Genomic DNA, 18,390 nt, shown 5'->3' on the forward strand with positions numbered 1-18,390 from the left:
CGTTATTCTTGGGCAGATTCACTGATGAGCGTAACAAGAATAACGTGGGTCCTTCCGTGAGGAGGCTCGGCGTGACCAAACTATAGGACGTAGAACATGAGAATACTGGCGATCGACGACGATCCTGTGTTTCTCGAACTGTTGGCCGGCATGCTGAAGATGATCGGCTACGGACAGGTCACGACCATGCCCTCTGGCGAAGAGGCGCTGCACGAGCTTGATTTCTCGGGAATGCTTTACGACTGCATCCTGTCGGACATGCAGATGCCGGACATGAACGGTGCCGTCCTGACAGCCGCGATCCGGCAACGCACGGCCTATCGGCAGACGCCGGTTCTGATGATTACCGCGATGTCGGGCAAGAACACGGTGGATGATGCATTCGCGGCGGGGGCCACGGATTACATCACCAAACCGCTGGATATTATCGAACTGCGCGCGCGCATCGGGATGGTGGATCGCCTGCTGGCAGAACGCCGCCGCCTGGCCGAGTTTGCCCGACTCGTGGGCCAGCGCGCCGCCGCAGCCGAGATCAAGGCCGAGTTCGAAACCCCGATCCTGATCCCCGGCTTTGAGCGCGGGATCGAGTTTCTGGCGATGGAGAACTATCTGCTGACGCTGGGCGTGAAGCGGATGTATTCCACATCGGCCTTTGCGATTCATATCAAGAACGCGGGAATCATCTTCAACAAGGCATCGGGCGCAACCTATGTGCAGATGCTGGGCGATGTTGGTGCGCAGATCGTGGATGCGCTGAAAACAGAAGATGTGATGATCTCCTATGCCGGCAGCGGCACCTTTGTCTGCATGGTCGAACGCGACCCCGGACAATCGCCCGACGATCTGGAAATTCTGATCAATATCGGGCTGATGGATTTCGAAACGATCTATGCGGCAGACCGTCTGCCGGTACCGCAGGTGCGCGTGGGCGAGGCGGCGCGCAGCGCGTTCCTGTCGCCGACCAAGCCGACCCGTATTCTGGAACGTGCGATCCAATCCGCCATCACGCCGCCCGAAAAGCGGACGAAGAACGGTCAGATGGTCGCATGACAACGGTGGATATCTGGGCCGGTCGGCGCGCCGATCATCCGCTGGCCGGGGCAGAGCGGCTGTTTCGTACCATGGCGGTCGAGCGGCTGGATACGCTTAGCTCTGCCTGGGTTCGGCTCGACAGTGGGCAGAACATCCGCGAGGCGCTGGATGATATCCGCATGGTCGCGCACAAGATTGCCGGAACGGCGGCGTCGCTGGGCCATGGCAACCTGGGCAATCAAGCGGCCGAGGTTGAACGTCTTTCCATCGAAGGCGCGGGCCGCACTGCCCTGCTCAAGGCGCTGCGCCCGCTGATTGCGGGGCTTGCCGAACTGCTGGACGACTAAGCCTTCGGCAACATCGCACGGATGGCCTTGGTGACATCGCTCATGGTCAGCGGTTTGGAAACGCAGCTGTCGAATCCCCAGATCAGGTATTCCACGATCTGATGCGACATGGCATTTGCCGTCACTGCAATGATCGGCACCCGGCCGGAACCAGTGGCCGCCTCCATCGCGCGGATGGCTTCCAGCGCGCCCTTTCCATCCATCACCGGCATCGCGATATCCAGAAGCACGGCATCAAACTTGCCGGGCTCCCACGCATTCACGGCCTGGAGCCCGTCATCGACCGTGGTCACCTGTGCGCCACAGCGGGTGAGCATCAGCTCCAGCACAGAACGGTTGGTCCCGTTGTCATCGGCGGCAAGGATGCGCAGCCCGTCCAGCCGCCCCTGATCAGCCGCGACAGGTGCCGGCCCTTTCACTTCGGGTGCGGCTTCGGTCACAGGCAGCGGCAGGATCACGCGCACTGTCGTTCCCAAACCGGGGGCGGATTGCACCGAAATCTCGCCGCCCATGCGGTGCACCAGTGTGCGGGTGATCGCCATGCCAAGCCCGGTTCCCCCGAAACGGCGGGTGACCGAACTGTCAGCTTGACGAAACTCTTCATGCAGGCGTTCGATTTCCTGCTGGCTCATCCCGATGCCGGTATCGCGCACCTCAAGCGTCAGTGGTCTGCCGGGCCGGCCCGACACTTCGACTGTCACTTCGCCACGGTCAGTGAACTTGATCGCGTTGGATACCAGATTGTGCAGGATCTGCTGCACGCGGAACGGGTCACCCTTGCGGCGCGTCTCGGCCCCGGTCGACACCAGAACCTCGAAATCCAGACCTTTCTCTTCGGCCATAAGGCGGTGCAGGTCTTCTACCCGCTCGGCCAGGTCGACGGGGCTGAACGGCACATCTTCCAGTTCCATCTTGCCCGCCTCGATCTTCGACATGTCGAGAATATCGTTCAGGATATTCAGCAGTGTTTCGCCGGATTTCCGGATCGTGCCGATCATGCGCTTGTGTTCAGGATCCGTCAGCGCGGCTTCCAGCACCTCGGCCATGCCGAGAACGCCGTTCATCGGTGTGCGGATTTCGTGGCTCATGTTCGCCAGGAACATGGATTTCGTTCGGCTCGCCTCTTCGGCGCGGGCCTTGGCGAGGTAAAGCTCGGTCACATCCGACCCAACGCCGCGATACCCAAGAAAGACCCCGGCCTGATCGAATACCGGCTGTCCCGATATGCGGAACCAGCGTTCAACACCATCAGGGGCATTCGGGGCGAGATAAACGAAATTGCGAAAGGGCAGGCGGTCGCGCTGGGCGTTCAGCACGATGTCCCAATCGGCGCTGTTGCGCACCTCGGGGTAAGCGGAAAGCCATTCTTCGCGCGTCTTGCCGATCACGCTGCCGCCGGTCAGCCCAAGCTGTTCCACATGGTTGGTGCCCGAAAGATAGGAAAAATGCAGATCCTGATCCTGTTCCCACAGCCAGCCATCGGTCACGGCGGCAATGTCGGAAAACCGCTGTTCGGCGCTGGCGCGCTGGGCAAGGGCCTTTTCCAGTTCGGCCTTGGCGCGGATCAGCGCCGCCTCGCGCGATTTCAGTTCCGAAATCTCGATCTGGATGCCCGCCATCACCTTGGGCGATCCGTCGGCCTTGCGCCGCACCACGCGGGCGCGGTCCAGAACCCAGATCCAGTGCCCGTTGCGGTGGCGCATCCGGTATTCGGCCTCATACCCTTCATCCAGACCGCTTGTGCAGCGGCGCAATTCCTCTTCGACCCATTCCTTGTCATCGGGGTGGATGATGGTGCTCCACGTATCATAGGTGATCGTGGACATTTCCTGCAGGTCATAGCCCAGCATCGCGGCCCAAACGTCATTGACGATCTGCCCGACCGTGTCGAAATCCCAGGTCCAGGTGCCCACCTGCGCGCCGTCGATCACGTCGCGCAGCCGGCGTTCCGCCAGAAGCAGCGCTTCGGGCGTTACCACCGCAGAGCCGGGTTCGGCCCCATCGCGGATGTCCATGTCACGCTGCTGCTTCATCTGTCCTTTTCCAGACCGGTCGTCGGCCCCGGTCATCCGCGTTGCAGGATGGTTTCGATGGTGGACAGAAAGGTCTCTGCTGAAAGCGGTTTGGGCAGGGTTGCATCAATCAACCCGCCGACAGTGCGGATATCGGCACGGTTGGCATCAGCGGTAAAGCGGATCACGGGCGTGGTCGCGTTGCTGGAATTGCCAGACCGCAGATAGCGGATCACCCGGTCGCCGGTGATGTGCGGCATGTTGTGATCGAACAGCATCAGATCGTATTTGGAACCCAGCGCCGCTTCCAGCGCGCTGCGCCCGTCGCCGACAACGGTCAGTTCGATGTTTGTCGTTCCCGAAAGGAACGCCATGACGATCTGCTGATTTACCTCGTCATCCTCGGCCAGAAGGACGCGATACTTCTGCTGTTGTGCGGTTGCGTTCATACTTCATCCTACCTGCGATCTCTCGCCCGAAACCACGGGACCACAACTCGTGGGCGAGAATGTGGTGAAAAAAGGGATAGAAACATTTACTAAAGGTGAAGCACAAAACGCACGCCAATCAAGCGTCAATTGCGGGCCACACAGAGTTATCCCCGCAGCAGCATTTTGAGCGCGTGAAGCAGTTCCTTTCTCTTGAAGGGCTTGGCGAGATGTGTGTCAAAGCCCCCCATGATGTAATCGGCAACCTGATGGGGCATGGCATTGGCTGTAACCGCGACAGCCGGAACAGGGCCAAGTTGCAGGTCTGATTCGCGGTCGCGGATTGTGGCCAGCGCACGCGTTCCATCCAGAACCGGCATGGTGATATCCAGCAGCAAAAGATCAAACGGAACAGCGTCCGTCCGGGCGCGTTCCCATGCGTCAATCGCCTCTTGCCCGTTTTCGACCATCGTCAGGATCACGCCGGTCTGGGCCAGCATTTCCGACAGAACAAGGCGGTTTGTCAGGTTGTCGTCGGCGATCAGCAGCTTGCGCCCGGCCAGCGAAGACACGTCCAGATCCACCTCAGGTTCGGGCGGTGCCAACAGGCTGGGGTCGGCTTCGGGCAGGGGGATGATGACGCGCACATCCGTGCCGATGCCGGGATTGCTTTGCATCGTGATCATGCCGCCCATCAGCAGCACCAGTTGCCGCACGATGGAAAGGCCCAGCCCGGTGCCGCCAAAACGCCGCGTCATCGACCCGTCAGCCTGTTCGAAACTTTCGAACACGCGCGACAGTTGCGACTCGGTCATGCCGACGCCGGTATCACTGATATCGATCGTCACCGGCTTGCCGGGGCGGCAGGACAGCTTCAGCCGGATGCGCCCGGATTCGGTAAACTTGATCGCATTGCTCAGCAGGTTGTTCAAAACCTGAGTCAACCTGTGCGGGTCTCCCATGCGGGGAAGGTCGGCCCCCGCGCTAAGCAGAACCTGCAGGTCCAGACCCTTTTCTTCGGCCTTCACGCGGTGCAACGCTTCGACCTGGGTCAGCAGCTCTGACAGCACGATCGGCACCACCTCAAGTTCCATTTTGCCGGCTTCGATCTTTGACATGTCGAGGATCGAGTTCAGCACCGTCAGCAAGGTTTCGCCCGACTGGCGGATCGTAGAGACCATGCGAAGCTTTTCTGGTGTCTTCACCAGGCCGTGCAGGATTTCCGCCATCCCCAACACGCCGTTCAGGGGGGTGCGGATCTCATGGCTCATGTTGGCAAGGAAGATGGATTTTGCCCGGCTCATCTCTTCGGCTTTGGCGCGCGCCTCTTCCAGCCGCGCGGTCGAGGCCAGTTCATCGGTGATGTCAGAGAAGGACACCACGACATGCTGTTCGCCATCAGCCTGGGTCAGCGGCACGGCATTGGCCGAAAGCACGCGGCGCTGGCCGTCGCTCAAATGCACGGCAAAGCGGATGTCGCGCACGATGCCGCCTTTGGCCAAAGCCTGTCGGAAGGGCAGTTCCTCTTCGCGCAGCGGATTCCCATCCACGCATTGCAGCTTCCAGCTTGGGTCGTTGTAGCGCAGTCCACGCAAAAGCGACCGTTCCAGCCGCAGGATGCGTTCGGCCTCTTGGTTGGCATAGGTGATCTCGCCGCGTTCGTTCATCACCGTCAGCGCAGCGATGGAGGTATCCATCACTTCTGACAAATAGGCACGGCCTGCTTGCAACTGGCGTTCCAGCCGCTTGCGTTCCGAAAGGTCAAGATGCACGCCCGCCATCACCATGGGTTCGCCATTCGGCCCCCATTCGGTGACGCGCGACCGCGACAGGATCCAGATGTAATGGCCATCATCATGCCGCATCCGGAATTCAAGCTGGCTGAATCCATCGCCGACATCGGCATATTGCTGCTTGGGATCGGGCAGCTTTGTCAGATCGTCGGGATGCACAAGTTCCAGAAAATCGGAAAACGCGAAATCGGCGGGCGCGTCTGCATCCCTGCCCAGCATCTCGGCCCATTTGCCACCGACATGCAGGGTGTTGGATTTCATGTTCCATTCCCAGATGCCGACATCCGCCCCTTCCATGATGCCGCGCAGATGACGCTCGGCGCGGTCACGTTCGGCCAGCGCTGCGGAAAGCTCGCGGTTTGCCGCGTCCAGCGCCTCGATCTGGTTACGCCGCGCGGTGACGTCGATGCCCACCGCCACGATACCCCCATCCGACGTGCGCGTGTGGATGCGCCGCACCCAACGCCCCGACGGATGCTTCACCTCATCCGCGGCACTTGGCTTGCGGAAGGTTCGAAGGCGGTTCTCAACCCATTCCTCCGCGCTGATCGATGGGTCATCGGGCCCGTACAGGCCCAGTTCCACGCCCTTGGCAAGGATGGCACCCAGCTTCACGCCCGGCTGCACATGGGGAACAAGCTGGGGGAACATGTTGAAATAGGCCGGGTTAGCGATCACCAGACGCTCATTTTCGTCCAGGATCATCACGCCATCAGGAAGGGCAAACACCGCATTCTTCAGCCGCTCGCGCGCTTCTGTCGCGCTTTCGGCCAGCTGAGCCATGGCAGCCTCTTGCGCCTTGATCTGGGTTACCACTGTTTCGATCGTGGCAAATCCTGCCAGTTCACCCGCAGAATCATGCAGCGGGATCACGTTGAAATCGATCCAGTAGCGATTTCCGTCCCGGTCCTGATTGACGGTCTGGCCCGTATACGGCTGGCGCCGACGGATCGCCTCGGCAACGGCAGAGGCATTGCTGCGGTCTTCGCCCGCGACGCGGACGACATCACCCAGATATTTTCCGCGAATCTCGTCCAGCCGCCACTTTGTCTGCTTTTCAAAGGCCGCGTTGCACCAGACGATGTTTTCATCCAGATCGGTGATGCAGACGAGGTTCGACATCGTCTCGACGATCTTGCCCAGCTGGACCAACTCATCGCGCATCCGCGTGTCGGCGGTCACGTCGCGCACAAGGAAGATGACATTCGACCGTTGGCCTGGCCCATCCGCCGGTTTCAGCGCGCCGGTCAGTTCAAACCAATGCGGCCCGTCCGGAAGATCCAGCCGATAGCGCACACCTTCAACCCGGCCCTTTTCCAGCGCCGTGTCCAGCGCACGCTGCACAACGCGGGTGACATCGGGGGGCAGCAAGGTCCCGAAATGGCGCCCGCGAAGGTTTTCCGGGGGGGCGGCCATCAACTGGGGCGGGCCGGCGGCGAATTCTGCAAAGTGACCATCAGCCGTCACTTCGAACAACAGGTCGGGCAGCGCGGCGAGCGTCGCCTCAAGCCGCCGGGCGGTGTTTAGATGCGCGCGTTCCACCTCACGCCGTGCAATGACGGTTTCCAGAACCTCGGCGGCGGCTTTCATCCGGTCAAGCAGAACAGGTTCAAGACCCTGCAGCGGTTCGGGGAAGGCAAAGGCCAGCACGCCGATCAGGGTGGCATCCCCGTTGATGGGCAGCGCAAGGATCGACTTTGCCCAAGCTTGCGCGCGAAGGGGCGAATCCGCGGGTAGGACAGCAAGATCGGCAATCAAAAGCGGCTGGTTCTGCTCCAGCACGGCCCGCCCAGCGCCAAGCATATAGGCCGGCGGGCAGGACAAAGATGGCAACCCGGGTGCGGCATAGGCATGTGTCGCCGTCAGATACGCGCCATCAAGACGAAACAAAGACCCCCAGCCGGCACCGACATGCGTGCAAAGCTGGCCAATGGCCTGCGACACCGCCTTGTCCAGATCGGCGAGTGGTGTCCGCACAAGCTCGTTGAGCATGCGAACGAGAGAGATTTCGTCGGGCAAACATGACCTCCCGAATCGCGGACAAGGAACATCCCTCGCCGCTTCACCCCCGTGGCTCTTATTCATTAACAAAGGGAAAAGCACAATATCCCCAAGGTTGTATATGACGATACGTAGCAGGGCAGAGCATTCTTGCCGCAGGCAGCAATCGGCGTAAGGTCACCCCATGAATAAAGACAGTCTGCATGATCGCCTGGGTTCGCTGCTGACAGCACTCACCCTTGTCGGGATGGCATTCGCGCTTTTCGATGCATTCATCGCGCCGTTGCCGCCCACTGTCGCGCAGGGAGCGCTGTGGGTTGTGTATCTGGCAGGCGGATTGCCGGCGGCGATTTCGGCGCTGCGCGAACTTTGGAAAGACCGCATCCTCGATATTGATCTTCTGATGGTTGTGGCGGCCCTTGCTGCGGCCTCGGTCGGTGCGGCGCTGGAAGGGGCGGTGCTGCTGACGCTCTTTTCGCTTTCCTCCACGCTGGAACATCGCGCGATGGGCAAGGCGCGCCGCGCGGTTGAGGCGCTGATGGCGCTGCGCCCGGAAAGTGCCATCCTGCGCCACCCGGATGGTCGCACCGAAGAGGTGGCCGTTGCAACGCTGGTTCCCGGCGATGTGGTGATCCTGCGTCCCGGCGCACGGGTGCCGGTCGATGGCACGCTGATCGAAGGTGACGGCGCCGTGGATGAATCGTCGATCACCGGCGAATCCGTTCCGGTTCACAAGACCCCGGGTGCAAGGCTCAGCGAGGCAACGGTCAACCTGAATGCCGTTCTTGCGCTGCGCGTCGAACGTGGCGTGGCTGAATCGACCGTCGCCCGGATGATCACGCTGGTCACTGCGGCGCAGGCGATGAAGGCCCCGTCCGAGCGGTTTTCCGAATGGTTCGGCCAGCGCTATACCGTGGCGGTTCTGGTTGGATCGACGTTGCTTTTCCTGCTGTTCATCCGGCTTGGCTGGCCCATCGACACGGCGCTTTATCGCGCGGCGACGATCCTTGTCGCGGCCAGCCCCTGCGCAGTGGTGATTTCCGTTCCTGCGGCGATCCTGTCCGCCCTTTCCGCCGCCGCACGGGGTGGTGTGCTGTTCAAGGGTGGGGCGGCGCTGGAAACCCTTGCTGATGTGCGCACCTTTGCCTTTGACAAGACCGGCACCCTGACCATGGGCAAGGCCGAGGTGACCCGCGTCCTTCCGTTGCAGGGGGATGAAGATGCCCTTCTTGCCCTTGCTGCGGGAATCGAGTCGCAGTCCGAACACCCCATTGCCGCCGCCATCCGCCGTGCGGCCGAGGCGCGCGGTCTCTTGGTGCAGCCGCCCCGCGATGTGACCTCCAGCCCCAGCGAAGGCATTGTCGGCACCGATGACGGCGGTCAGGTCTGGGCAGGGAATCCCCGCATGGCCGCGCGGATGGGCGCGGATATCGCACAGGGCGCCTTGGCCGAAATGCAGGACGGGGCCGAAACCGTGGTCTATCTCGGGCGCGGACCGCAGCTTTTGGGCGCGATCACCGTAGCAGATCAGGCGCGCGAAACATCCCGCGCCGGGCTGGAGGCGCTGCAGAAGGCGGGGATTTCCCGCATACTTATGATGACAGGCGACCGCCGCCCGGTTGCGCTCGCCATTGGCACGAAGCTGGGGTTCCAGCCGCAGGATATCCACGCCGACCTGTTGCCCGGCGACAAGGTCAAACTGGTAGATGCCTTGGCCAAGGAGGGACGCGTCGCCTTTGTAGGCGATGGCGTGAATGATGCGGCCGCCTTGGCGCGGGCCGATGTGGGCATCGCGATGGGTGCCGCAGGAAGCGAGGTCGCGCTTCAGGCCGCCGAAGTGGCCCTGCTGTCGGACAATATGGAACGGCTGGCTGCCGCGCATCGGCTTGCACGGCGCACGGCGCGGATCATCCGGCAGAACCTGTTCTTCGCGCTGGGGGCGATGCTGGTTCTGGTGATTGGCGGTGCCTTTTTCAACCTGCCGCTGCCGCTGGCCGTTGTCGGGCATGAAGGTGGCACCCTGCTGGTCGTCCTGAACGGGCTGCGCCTGCTGTTTGACCCCATCCGAAGCGACCGCCGCGCCTGACCGAACGCACCCGCAAACCCCCGCGATTCCACGGTTCCCAGCCTGATCGTGACAGGCCCCGGGGCAAGCCAAAACGCGGTTTGCCCAAAAATGCCCATCTTCGGCCCCATCCCGAACACCAGTGGCGGTTCTTCTCTGTCGAAATCTGAATGCCTGATCTTTGGGGGAACAGGATGAAAGACGACAGAGTCTGCCACAAGAACAGGCTTGCGCGCCGCCTTGGCATCGCATGGCTCGCGCTTGTCACTGGTCTCAGCGCGACGACGCCCGCGCTGTCGATCGACGCGCGCCGCCCGGATGCGGGCCTTATTCCGATCAGGGCCGCTGCCAGCGCCCCGTCGGGGGCCGCGCATCTTTGTGCCACCTATGATTGGGCCTGCGCCCGCACGGGGCAAAGGATCGTGATCGGGGAAAGTGCGCTGGAAGCCATCCGCGCGATCAATCTGCGCGCCAATCGGTCGATCCGGTCGATCAGCGACATGCAGCAATATCGCGTGGCGGAACGCTGGGCCCTTCCCACGGCGCGGGGTGGCGATTGCGAAGACTACGCGATCTACAAGAAGGCCGCGCTGATCAAGGCCGGTTTTCCGCCGGATCAGCTGCTGATCGCAACCGTTCTGGACCGCAAGCGCCAATCCCATGCGGTTCTGGTGGTGCGCACTGGGACGCAGGATCTGGTTCTGGATAACCTGTCGAACCGTATCGTCACATGGGACAAGACCGGCTACACCTTCCTGCGTCTGCAAGACCCGCGCGATCCGTCGCGCTGGGTGTCGGTCATGGCCGGCGGGATCATGCCCACCAGCTGACGCTGGCTTCGGTCTGCAACAACCCGCCAGTGCTGCGCTGGCGGTGTTTACCTCTGTTGACGTCATGGGGCAGAGCGCGATCTATGCCTGCCACTGGCAAAACAGACGGAACCCACCCGTGACCACGCGACAGCAGGCCCTCGAAGACAAAGTTGAAGACGCGCAAGAGGCCGTTGATGAGGGTCGCTTTGAACTCGCCCTGGCCCTGTGTGACGATATCCTGCGCGCCGACCGCAGCCTGAACGGTGCATGGAAAACCCGCACCCAAGCCCTGATCGGACTGGAACGTCTGGATCAGGCCTATGACAACGCGGCAGACGCGGCCCGCCTTTTCCCAAATGCCATCACCCATCGGCTGATGCAGGCGCGTATCCACGTTATGGCGCGGCGATGGGAGCAGGCCACCGCCGCCTATCACGCCATCCTGCGCGACTATCCCCTTCACCTCAATTCGATCCGTGAGGTGCTGGATTTCACCACCATTCGCCCGGACGACGATATCTGCCGCCAGTTGCACGCTGCCTCATCCGACCTGTCGATGAAACCCTATGACCGCGCTTCGACCTGGTTCCTGCAAGGCCAGATCTACATGAATGCCGGGCGCGATGATGAGGCCTTTGCCTTCTTTGACGAAGGCAATCGTCAGATGCGCGACGTGCACAACAACCAGCGGCTGGAGTATTCCTTTAGCCGCCTGCTGCCGCAACTCGACGCCGCCTTTCAGCGCCGCCATGCGCCGGTGCAGGCCCCTGAACCCTGTCCGCTTCTGCTGATCGCGGGTCTGCCACGATCGGGCAAGACGTTGATGGAACGGCTTCTCGCCTCGCAACCGGGATTGCTGGGCGCGGGGGAAACCTCGTCCATCTACAACCTGTTTCTGGACGTAGATCGGTCGGGTGGGGCGGATGCGACCATGGCGATCCTGCGCAACTTGCCGGGGCAGCCGATCCGCGGCCATTTTGCAGGGCGCATCAAGCATGGCCCCAAAAAGCAGGCGACCCGCTGCGTGGAAACCACGCCCGGTAATCTGGAACAGCTGGGCCTGCTTGGCCCGCTACATCCGGATGTGCCCATCGTGTTCGTTCGCCGCGATCCGCGCGATCTGGCGGCATCGCTGTACTTCAAACAGTTCAACAAGGCGCATCGCTACACCTATGATCTGGCCTGCGCCGCCCGCGCCATTGCCCGCACCGAATATCTGGCCCGCCTCTGGCAGGACACGATGCCCAACCTGATGATCGAGGTCACGTATGAAGAGATGGTCGCCGATCCTGTTGGCGTCGCGTCCCGCGTTCTGGGCCATTTTGGCATACCGGTTGACGCCACCGCGTTGCGGCAGGCGGCAGGCGACGATGGCAAAGCGCTGAACCTTGCGCCGGGACGGTCACTGGATGGGGTTGGCGCGATCCGGTCTGATCTGATCGGTTTCTCGGATCGGTTTGAACGGCACTTGGCCGCCGTCGGACCGGCCTATGAACTGGAAACGCGCAGCCTTGATGCTGCGCATCGGCTTTGAAACGAAACAGCCCGCACCTGAGTGCGGGCTGTTTGTTTGTAACGTGCTGCGACGCTTATTCACCGTGACGCAGCCGTGTCTGACCTAGTCAGATCCGCGCGGTCATGCAGGCGCGTCGAACACCTCAAGTTCAGTATCCGGGAAGGTCGGTTCTTCACCGTCGCCTTCGTCATCGCCCGGGCCTTCCCCTTCGTCATCACCCGGACCGTCACCGCCATCGCCGGGAACAACGAAACCATTGTCACCTTCGGGCGACGTGCCGCCGCCACCCGGTGCTCCGGCGATAGATCCGGTCGGGCCGATCAGCAAACCACCCAGTTCGCCACAGGTGTTTTCGACATAGCTCAGAATGCGCGCGAAATCGGCGCGGTCACGGATCTGCTGCACGATCCGTTCATTCAGCGGCTCTTCACGCAGCACTGTGCACATGTCTTCGGGCAGGCGGATCGTACGAACTTCGGCGTTCGCTGTCTGCGGAAGGATGAAGAGGGTTCCCATAACGACGAAAGCGGAACCGAAACCGCTTAGCATCCACTTGCTGGGAATGTGACGCGAACGACGTGATTTCATGACCGTACTCCTGGATCGATGCACCCCAGAGAGTGGGGCGTCATTAATCTTCGTTAACGCATTTGCGCAGGAGCGGTCAAATTTCTGCCTTTTTTACGTCTTCTTCCTATCCGGTTTACGCCACACTTCACGCCCTAGGGTATTGTCCGGTAAAATGTTACACGCCCAGGTTGCATGTTGTTGACACCAGAGGAACAGTCAAAAACTTTTCCAAAACGAATCGTTTGAGATGGAACCAGATTTTGGGGTCAGACCGGGCCTGAACCCGATTTTGCATGATGAAACCGGAGTTTAGACCGAAACTTTTGCGCCTCGTGTCCTCATTAAGTCAACTTTGTGGCGCATTGAACACAATGTGGCGGCACCATGGCGGTGGTCTTGCCTGAAGACAGACCAATCCACCCGCCCGACCAAACCTTGGTCAACCGTCTGATCCGAACCAAACCCTATAGATCGAAGGCCACACCCAAGCGGCTTGCCGCCCCGGCCCCGATCTCGCGGCCAAACGCAACCAAGGATTGCACCTTGTCTCACCACTTTAAATCACCAGTTATGAAAGCAACAATCCAGATTCTGCCTGGGCTGCACGCAAAAGCCCTTCTCGGCCAGTGCAGGAAGGAAAAGTTCGCCAGATTCATCTTGACGGATCGCTGCGCTGCAGTATGTGTGAATGAACGTTCATTCTCAGAAAATACACTCCCGTGAATCAACCTGACCGCACTCCCCCGCAGGCAGAGCATCGCGCCGTCGAAATTCTCGAAGGCGTGCGCATGGCCTTTGCCGAAAAGGGATTTGACGGCGCCTCGATGCAAGACCTCGCCCGTACCTGCGGCATGAGCGTTGGAAACTTCTATCGCTACTTCCCGTCCAAAGCGGCCATCGTTGCCGCGCTGGTCACCCGTGATCTGGCCGAGGTCGAACAGGAGTTCAGCCAGATCATCAAAAGCCCTGACCCGATGGGTGCCCTGCGCGCCGCGCTGAGCCACCGGATCGAGGTTGATCAATGCGCTACCGACGGCCAGCTCTGGGCCGAAATGACGGCAGCCTCGCTGCGCAAGCCCGAGATTGCCGAAATCACCCGTCAGATGGAAACCGAAGTTACACGCTATCTGACCATCGTTTTCGCCCGTGTCCGCGGCATCGCTGCCGAAGTGGCCCGGGAACGCTATGCCCCGCATGCCAGCCTGCTTGTGATGATGATCAAGGCAAGCGCCATGCACACCGACCAAACCCCCGAAGAACGCAACCGGCTGTCGGCGCTTGTCGTGCGGACGATGAACCGCGTTCTGGATGAAATAGTCGCCGACGGTCTGAAAGGTTAGTCCATGCGTTCCGCGCTTATCCGTCCCGCCCTGCTTGCCCTTTTCCTTGCGGCCCCGCTTCACGCGCAAGAGGCCGAAACCGCCCCTGCCGCGCCCACCCTGCCCGCCATTACCGTTTCCACGGCAGAGATGCGTTTGCTGCGCGACCGGGTGATCGTGTCGGGTTTGGTGAACCCGGTGGAAGCGGTTCAGGTCGCCCCGCTGATCGAAGGTCAGCCCATCGAAACGCTTCTGGCCGATGTCGGTGACATGGTCGAAGCCGGGCAGGTTCTGGCCACCTTGTCCAAGACCACGCTGGAATTGCAGCGCAGCCAATACGTCGCCTCGCTGGCTTCGGCGCGCGCGACCATTGCGCAGGCAGAGGCGCAGCTTCTTGAGGCGCAGGCCGCCGCGGATGAGGCCGCACGCGTGAACGAACGCACCGCCGCGCTGCGCGAACAGGGCACGGCATCGCAAGCCGCCGCCGATCAGGCCAGCGCCAATGCCATCGGCAGCACCGCCCGCGTGACCGTCGCGCGCCAGTCGCTTGAGGCCGCCCGCGCGCAGGTCGAACTGGTCGAGGCGCAGTTGGCCAATTTGGACCTGCAACTGTCCCGGACCGAGGTGAAAGCCCCCGTCGCCGGTGAAATCACCCATCGCAATGCGGTTGTGGGCTCTGTCGCCTCGGCCGCTGGGCAGCCCATGTTCACCATGAACCGGGACGGTGCCTTGGAACTGTCGGCCGACGTGGCCGAGATTGATCTGATGCGCCTTGCCCCCGGACAGGGTGTCAGCATGATCGCTGTTGGCGCGCCTGAACGACTGTCCGGGTCCATCCGCCTTGTCGAACCGACCATCGACACGACCACCCGCCTTGGCCGCGCCCGTGTGACCATCGACACGCCCGCCGGGGTGCGGGCAGGCATGTTCATGGATGCCGAAATTCTGGTGGCGGAACGCGAAACCGTTGCAGTGCCTGTCACCGCCGTTGGATCGTCGCCCGCGGGCAGCACGGTGATGACGGTGGCCGATGGTCTGGTCAGCCGCACGCTGGTGAAAACCGGCATCCGTGATGGCGGGTGGGTTGAAATCGTCGAAGGCATCAGCGCGGGTGATACCGTGGTCACAAAGGCTGGTGCCTTTGTCCGCGACGGTGACCGCATCAACCCTGTCGCCGCTGCGACGAACTGAAAAGGGGCCGCGCCATGAACTTTTCCGCCTGGTCCATCCGAAACCCCGTCGCGCCGCTTCTGGCCTTTGTGCTGTTGATGGTGCTGGGTTGGCAAAGCTTCAACAGCCTGCCGATCACCCGTTTCCCGAATATCGACGTGCCCCTCGTCGCCGTCAGCGTCAGCCAATCCGGCGCCGCCCCGGCCGAGATGGAAACCCAGATCACCAAGGAAATCGAAGACGCCGTTGCCGGGATCACCGGGGTAAAGAACGTCGTGTCGTCGGTCACCGATGGCAATTCGACCACGGTTGTCGAATTCCGCATGGAAGTGCCCACCGACAAAGCAGTGCAGGATACCAAAGACGCCATCGATCAGATCCGTGGTGACCTGCCCGGTTCGATCGAAGCGCCAGTGGTCAGCCGGATCGACGTGGAAGGTCAGGCGATCATGACCTTTGCGGTCAGCGCGCCCGACATGACGATCGAGGAACTGTCCTGGTTCGTCGATGATACCGTCATCCGTGGCCTGCAAGGCCGCCCCGGCATTGGCCGGGTGGATCGTTACGGCGGGGCTGACCGCGAAATCCGCATCGAACTCGATCCCGTCAAGTTGGACAGTTACGGCATCACCGCCAGTGCGGTGAATGCGCAACTCCGCGCCACCAACGCCAATCTCGGCTCGGGCCGCTCAGAACTGGGCGCGGGCGAGCAAGCGATCCGCACGCTGGGCGATGCCAAGACGGTGGAGAACCTTGCCAACACCACCATTGCCCTGCCCTCCGGCCGTCACGTACGGCTGTCCGAGCTTGGGCAAGTGAATGACACCTACGAAGAACTGCGGTCCTTCTCGCGCCTGAACGATGAACAGGTGGTCACCTTCGCGGTGTTCCGCGCCAAGGGCGCATCCGAAGTGTCGGTCGCCGAAGTGGTGAACGCCCAACTCGACACTCTGCGCGCGGATCATCCCGAAGTGCAGATCAAGCTGGTCGACGAAACTGTCTTCTACACCTATGGCAACTATGAATCCGCCCTGCACACCCTGATCGAAGGGGCCATTCTGGCCGTTCTGGTGGTTCTGGCCTTTCTGAAAAACTGGCGCGCGACGTTGATTTCCGCCGTGGCGCTGCCCTTGTCGGCGGTGCCCACCTTCTTTGTCATGGATCTGCTGGGATTCTCGCTGAACCTTGTCAGCTTCCTCGCCATCACGCTGGCGACCGGTATTCTGGTGGATGACGCGATTGTCGAAGTTGAGAATATCGCCCGACACATACGCATGGGCAAAACCCCCTATCGCGCCGCCATCGAGGCGGCGGATGAAATCGGCCTTGCCGTGATCGCAACCTCCTTCACCATCGTCGCGGTCTTTGTGCCGGTGTCCTTCATGCCCGGCATTCCGGGGCAGTATTTCCGACAATTCGGCCTGACCGTTGCGATTGCCGTGATCTTTTCGTTGATCGTGGCGCGATTGATCACGCCGATGATGGCCGCCTATCTGATGCGCGCAAAAGACGCGCATGAGGAGCACACCGAAGATGGCCCGCTGATGAAGGGCTATCTCAAGGTGGTCAGCGCCACCACGACGGGGCATTTCCTGAAAATCCCGGCGCGGTATCTGACGCTGCTTGGAGCCATCGCTGTTCTGGCCGTATCGGTCCATTTCATGCTCAAGGTGCCCGGCAGTTTCATACCGCCGGAAGATGTAAGCCGCATCCCGATCTCGGTGGAACTTCCCCCCGGCACGACGCTGGAGGAAACGGATCGCACCACGCAGGCCATGGTGGCCGCCATCCGTGAGGTGGAATGGGTCGATAACGTCTTTGTCCTTGGCGGGTCTTCGCCCACGGGCGACCGCGACATTCGCCGTGCATCGGTAACCGTGCTGCTGACGCGACTGGATCATTCGCTACTGTTGAAGCTGTCACAGATCGTGAACAACGTTCCCGTTCTGGGCGCGATCATTCCCGATGTCGAAAACACCGGGCGAACCGTCCCGCAGAACGTGATCGAGGCGCAGATTTTTGAAAAGCTGGCCCTGATCCCCGATATCCGTGCGTTCAAGCTGAATGACCGGGGCGAACGTGACCTGTCCTTCTCGATCCTGGCCGACAATGAGGCGGATCTGAATACCGCCGTCGCCCGTCTGGAAGAGGCGCTGTCAGGCGATCCGCTTTTGGCCAACGTCGCGTCTGAGGGTGCGCTGCCGCGCCCGGAAATTCAGATCACCCCCCGCGCCAATGAAGCCGCACGTCTGGGCATCACCACATCGCAGATTGCCGAAGTCGTCCGCGTGGCGACCATCGGCGATGTCGATGCCCTGCTGGCGAAACTGTCCATCGACAACCGCCTGATCCCGGTCCGCGTGCGGCTGAACAATGCCAGCCGCGAAGACCTGAGCCGGATCAGCGCGCTGAAGCTGACCACTGCTACTGGGGCAACCGTGCCGCTGTCGGCGGTGGCCGATATCGCGATTGCCGAAGGCCCGTCGATGGTGGATCGCCTGAACCGCGAACGCCGCGCGACGATTGGCGCGAACCTTCCGGTGGGCGTGGCCCTTGGCACCGCCGCCGCCCGGTTCAACGAGGTGATCGCCAGCGTTGAACTTCCCCCCGGTGTGCGCGTGCAAGAGGCCGGCGATGCCGAAGTGCAGCAGGAGCTGATGGCCGCCTTTGGCAATGCCATGATCATGGGTCTGATGCTGGTGCTGACCGTGCTCATCCTGCTGTTCAAATCGGTGATTCAGCCGTTCACGATCCTCTTCTCCCTTCCCCTCGCCATTGGCGGGGTGGCGGCGGCGCTGATCCTGACGAACTCGGCGCTGTCCATGCCGGTGCTGATCGGCATCCTGATGCTGATGGGGATCGTGACAAAGAACGCCATCCTGCTGATCGATTTCGCCATCGAGATGCGCAATCAGGGCATGTCGCGCGCCGCTGCGGTGATCGAGGCCGGGCATAAACGCGCCCGCCCCATCGTGATGACCTCTATCGCCATGTCCGCCGGGATGTTGCCTTCGGCGCTGGGCGTGGGTGAGGGCGGATCGTTCCGCGCCCCCATGGCCACAGCGGTGATCGGCGGGATCATCGTCTCCACCGTGTTGTCGCTGGTGATCGTCCCGGCATTCTTCCTGATCATGGATGATCTGTCGCGGTTGCTGGCGCGCTTCTTCGCCACCTTCATCGGCCCGAAAGAGGCAGAGCCTGATGAACCCGCGGCAAGCGTTTTGGCCGAACGCATTGATGCGCTGGAAGCCCGGATTGACGGCAGACCGCCCCAAAGGGGCGCACCCACGCTGCACGTCGCAGAATAAGGAAAGGCCCGGTTCAC

Annotated in this window: 12 protein-coding genes; 8 read left to right on the forward strand and 4 right to left on the reverse strand. The window is 61.7% G+C overall.

Features of this window, described 5'->3' with window-relative positions; translation table 11 throughout:
• The first annotated feature begins 96 nt into the window (after positions 1-96).
• The gene (locus RSE12_01850) at positions 97-1,050 is read left to right on the forward strand and encodes a response regulator (GenBank protein WRH63102.1); all 954 of its coding nucleotides are present in this window, start codon (positions 97-99) and stop codon (positions 1,048-1,050) included.
• Positions 1,047-1,379 (forward strand): Hpt domain-containing protein, encoded by a 333-nt coding sequence (locus tag RSE12_01855; GenBank protein WRH63103.1) that lies wholly within the window; start codon positions 1,047-1,049, stop codon positions 1,377-1,379. Before RSE12_01850 ends, RSE12_01855 begins: the two co-directional genes overlap by 4 nt.
• Here RSE12_01855 and RSE12_01860 read toward each other — a convergent pair.
• From RSE12_01860 to RSE12_01870, 3 genes are all read right to left on the reverse strand, one after another.
• Complete coding sequence (locus RSE12_01860) at positions 1,376-3,412, reverse strand: ATP-binding protein (GenBank protein WRH63104.1); 2,037 nt, start codon at positions 3,410-3,412, stop codon at positions 1,376-1,378. The two genes, RSE12_01855 and RSE12_01860, sit on opposite strands and share 4 nt — an antisense overlap.
• 32 nt (positions 3,413-3,444) lie before the next feature.
• Positions 3,445-3,840, reverse strand: a complete 396-nt coding sequence (locus RSE12_01865) for a response regulator (GenBank protein ID WRH63105.1) — start codon at positions 3,838-3,840, stop codon at positions 3,445-3,447.
• A 146-nt stretch (positions 3,841-3,986) separates the two neighbouring features.
• On the reverse strand, positions 3,987-7,604 hold the full coding sequence (locus tag RSE12_01870; GenBank protein WRH63106.1) for a PAS domain S-box protein: 3,618 nt from the start codon (positions 7,602-7,604) through the stop codon (positions 3,987-3,989).
• Positions 7,605-7,860: 256 nt separating this feature from the next.
• Between RSE12_01870 and RSE12_01875 the strand changes: the two genes are divergently transcribed.
• The 3 genes from RSE12_01875 (at position 7,861) to RSE12_01885 (ending at position 12,024) form a co-directional block, all read left to right on the forward strand.
• Positions 7,861-9,699: a cation-translocating P-type ATPase gene (locus tag RSE12_01875; protein WRH64715.1), complete on the forward strand. Its 1,839-nt coding sequence runs from the start codon at positions 7,861-7,863 to the stop codon at positions 9,697-9,699.
• Positions 9,700-9,872: 173 nt separating this feature from the next.
• Positions 9,873-10,508: a transglutaminase-like cysteine peptidase gene (locus RSE12_01880; GenBank protein ID WRH63107.1), complete on the forward strand. Its 636-nt coding sequence runs from the start codon at positions 9,873-9,875 to the stop codon at positions 10,506-10,508.
• Between the two features lie 118 nt (positions 10,509-10,626).
• Complete coding sequence (locus RSE12_01885) at positions 10,627-12,024, forward strand: sulfotransferase (protein ID WRH63108.1); 1,398 nt, start codon at positions 10,627-10,629, stop codon at positions 12,022-12,024.
• Positions 12,025-12,126: 102 nt separating this feature from the next.
• Here the strand turns inward: RSE12_01885 and RSE12_01890 are convergent, their stop codons facing one another.
• Positions 12,127-12,594, reverse strand: coding sequence for a hypothetical protein (locus RSE12_01890; protein ID WRH63109.1), 468 nt, complete (start codon positions 12,592-12,594; stop codon positions 12,127-12,129).
• 701 nt (positions 12,595-13,295) lie between these two features.
• On the opposite strand from RSE12_01890, the gene RSE12_01895 reads away from it, so the two are divergent.
• From RSE12_01895 to RSE12_01905, 3 genes are read left to right on the forward strand one after another with little or no spacing between them, the layout of a single operon-like run.
• Positions 13,296-13,916: a helix-turn-helix domain-containing protein gene (locus tag RSE12_01895; GenBank protein ID WRH63110.1), complete on the forward strand. Its 621-nt coding sequence runs from the start codon at positions 13,296-13,298 to the stop codon at positions 13,914-13,916.
• A gap of 3 nt (positions 13,917-13,919) precedes the next feature.
• Positions 13,920-15,086 carry an efflux RND transporter periplasmic adaptor subunit gene (locus tag RSE12_01900; GenBank protein ID WRH63111.1) on the forward strand — a complete coding sequence of 389 codons (1,167 nt, stop codon included), beginning with the start codon at positions 13,920-13,922 and terminating at the stop codon, positions 15,084-15,086.
• Positions 15,087-15,100: 14 nt separating this feature from the next.
• Positions 15,101-18,373 carry an efflux RND transporter permease subunit gene (locus tag RSE12_01905; protein WRH63112.1) on the forward strand — a complete coding sequence of 1,091 codons (3,273 nt, stop codon included), beginning with the start codon at positions 15,101-15,103 and terminating at the stop codon, positions 18,371-18,373.
• Positions 18,374-18,390: the final 17 nt, after the last annotated feature.

The organism is Fuscovulum sp. (assembly GCA_035192965.1).
GTDB lineage: Bacteria > Pseudomonadota > Alphaproteobacteria > Rhodobacterales > Rhodobacteraceae > Paragemmobacter.

Excerpts from the sequence above, each read along its gene's own strand:
- RSE12_01870 (WRH63106.1), bottom strand. The coding sequence starts at position 7,604 with ATGCTCAACGAGCTTGTGCGGACACCACTCGCCGATCTGGACAAGGCG.
- RSE12_01860 (WRH63104.1), bottom strand. The coding sequence starts at position 3,412 with ATGAAGCAGCAGCGTGACATGGACATCCGCGATGGGGCCGAACCCGGC.
- RSE12_01905 (WRH63112.1), top strand. The coding sequence starts at position 15,101 with ATGAACTTTTCCGCCTGGTCCATCCGAAACCCCGTCGCGCCGCTTCTG.
- RSE12_01855 (WRH63103.1), top strand. The coding sequence starts at position 1,047 with ATGACAACGGTGGATATCTGGGCCGGTCGGCGCGCCGATCATCCGCTG.
- RSE12_01900 (WRH63111.1), top strand. The coding sequence starts at position 13,920 with ATGCGTTCCGCGCTTATCCGTCCCGCCCTGCTTGCCCTTTTCCTTGCG.
- RSE12_01865 (WRH63105.1), bottom strand. The coding sequence starts at position 3,840 with ATGAACGCAACCGCACAACAGCAGAAGTATCGCGTCCTTCTGGCCGAG.
- RSE12_01880 (WRH63107.1), top strand. The coding sequence starts at position 9,873 with ATGAAAGACGACAGAGTCTGCCACAAGAACAGGCTTGCGCGCCGCCTT.
- RSE12_01875 (WRH64715.1), top strand. The coding sequence starts at position 7,861 with ATGGCATTCGCGCTTTTCGATGCATTCATCGCGCCGTTGCCGCCCACT.
- RSE12_01890 (WRH63109.1), bottom strand. The coding sequence starts at position 12,594 with ATGAAATCACGTCGTTCGCGTCACATTCCCAGCAAGTGGATGCTAAGC.
- RSE12_01850 (WRH63102.1), top strand. The coding sequence starts at position 97 with ATGAGAATACTGGCGATCGACGACGATCCTGTGTTTCTCGAACTGTTG.